1 protein-coding gene and 1 pseudogene are annotated in these 1,354 nt (G+C 62.0%); one reads left to right on the forward strand and one right to left on the reverse strand.

Annotation, left to right across the window (positions count from 1 at the left end; genetic code table 11):
* Positions 1-184, reverse strand: a pseudogene (locus tag ACXJ7R_RS32875) (cupin domain-containing protein); the annotation flags it as partial.
* Positions 185-310: 126 nt separating this feature from the next.
* Here ACXJ7R_RS32875 and ACXJ7R_RS32880 point away from each other — a divergent pair.
* Positions 311-1,354: winged helix-turn-helix domain-containing protein (locus ACXJ7R_RS32880; RefSeq protein ID WP_457155434.1), on the forward strand; the 1,044-nt coding region annotated here is incomplete at its 3' end.

A 1,354-nucleotide genomic window follows, 5' to 3' on the forward strand; every position in this document is an offset into this window, starting at 1 on the left:
GGTAGAAGGTTTCCACCTGCACGCGATGAACATGCAGGCCGGTGGCGAAACCGGTCGGGATCGTCCAGTCGAACATGCTCGTGTGTTTCGTATCCTCGCCGGTGACGAGGAACACCATCGGATGGCCACGTAACATGACCCCCTTATCCTCGTGGGGCATACGAATGATGGGAGCGACGCTCATTTGATCCTCCATTGGCTCGGTGCTACTTCCGCAAGCACGGGCACAAGATGCGCTCCCCGTTTCGGCGAGTCGTGAAGCCGTTCCGAAATCGTTGCGAAAAAATCACAAACGGTATCTTCTTCGGGAATGTCGACAAGCCTTGCGTTTGGCCCCTTTCGCCTCGACACCGATACCGGGATTCTATTCCACGGCGTCGAGCCGACGCCGCTCGGCCAGCGGGCGGTCGCGCTGCTTGCGCTGCTTGTGGAACAGGCGGGCGCGCCGGTTCCGAAAGAAGCTCTGATCGAGGCGGCATGGCCCGGACAGGCCATTGAGGACAGCAACCTCACGGTCCAGATTGCGGCAGTGCGGAGGCTCTTTGGACAGTTGGCGGGCGGAGCATACTGGATTGAGACGCTGCCGCGACGCGGCTATCGCTATGTCGGGCCGGCGGTCACGGGCGGTAGCGGTAATCCGAGATCCGGGGGCACCGCAATTGCAACGCTGACATTGCTGGACAAACCGTCGGTTGCGGTTTTGCCGTTCTCAAACCTAAGCGGCGATCCGGAGCAGGATTATTTCGCCGACGGGATGGTGGACGATATCATCAGCGGCCTGGCACGCATCAACTGGCTGCTCGTAATCGCGCGAAATTCGACCTTTACCTACAAGGGCCGCGCCGTGGACGTGAAACAGGTCGGCCGCGAGCTTGGCGTCCGGTATGTACTCGAAGGCAGCGTGCGAAGAGCTGGCGGCCACGTGCGCGTGACCGGCCAGATGATCGATGCATCGACCGGCGCTCATGTATGGGCCGAGCGGTATGACCGCAGCTCGGACGATATCTTCGCGCTTCAGGATGAGATCGCCATGTCGGCCGTCGGCGCAATCGCACCGAGCCTGCGGCGTGCCGAAATCGACAGGGTGAAGCGTAGGCGTCCCGACAACCTTGATGCCTATGACCTCGTGCTTCGGGCGCAGCTCGACGTTGATTCCGGAATGCCCGAGCAAGTGACGCGCGCGCTCGTTCTGCTCGAACGTGCCATCGAACTCGATCCGACCTATGCGCTGGCGCACGGCAACGCTGCGATGTGCCACCATTGCCTCTTCCTCCGCAGCGGCTTGCAGGAAGCCAACCGCGCCGCTTCGATCCGCCATGCCCGCTCGGCCATCCTCCAGGGACAGGACGATGCG

The sequence above is a fragment of the Mesorhizobium sp. P5_C1 genome (genome assembly GCF_054049815.1).